Annotated in this window: 1 protein-coding gene; it reads left to right on the forward strand. The window is 48.6% G+C overall.

The features are described 5' to 3' along the window. Positions 1–29 precede the first annotated feature (29 nt). Positions 30–856: tetratricopeptide repeat protein (locus R8O11_RS26295; RefSeq protein WP_318194751.1), on the forward strand; the 827-nt coding region annotated here is incomplete at its 3' end.

Consider the following 856-nt stretch of genomic DNA (forward strand, 5'->3'; position numbering starts at 1 on the left):
TATTCGAAACAAAATTTTGAGGAATTGGTATGTCATTGTCTACAGAAGCCCCCCTGTTAAAGACACCGTGTTTGGCATCGCGCAAACGTCGACCGAACAAAGTGAAGATACTTTCTAAGTCGTTATTGGCGGTCACATTAGGCGCGGTCATTAATCATTCTGTTATGGCGCAAACGCCGACGGAACAAACGCAAGCTCAGCCGACGGCGGCAGAGCAAGTGCAACAACCAACGCCGCAGCAAGTGATTTCTAAGCTCGCTTATCAAGCCCAAGACCAAAAGTTGCCGACCGAACAACGTGTTCAAGCGCTGCGCGAACTGGGTAATTACCCAAACCAGAATGCTCTGGTGGCTGTTGCTCGAGGTTTACAAGATAAAGACGCGGCAATTCGCGAAGCTGCGATAGTCGGCGCGCAACCTTACGCGATCGAAAACCGCTGGCGCATGGTGGAACCACTACTTAAAGACGAATCCTCTTCCGTGCGTATTGCGGCAGCACTGAACTTAGTGCGTGACTATTCTGTTTTGACAGAAGCGCAAAGACCAGCGATAGAAAAGCCTGTGGACGAGCTTTTAGCGAGTTTAAAGAGCGGAACGGATAACAACACCCAATTGCTGTTAGCCGATGTGTATCGCTGGCATGAAAACTGGAAACAAGCGGACGATATCTATCAAGCATTGTTATCCAAAATGCCGGAAAACCCAGATGTTTGGCTGAACTTAGCCGACAATTACCGCGCGCAGCAACGTGAGCAAGAAGCGATTGATACACTAGATAAAGCGATTGAACGCCTTCCAGACAATGCCGCCCTGCATTATTCGAAATCTTTGACGCTCGTTCGTTTAAACGACAAAGA

Source organism: Vibrio sp. 1288 (assembly GCF_033344475.1).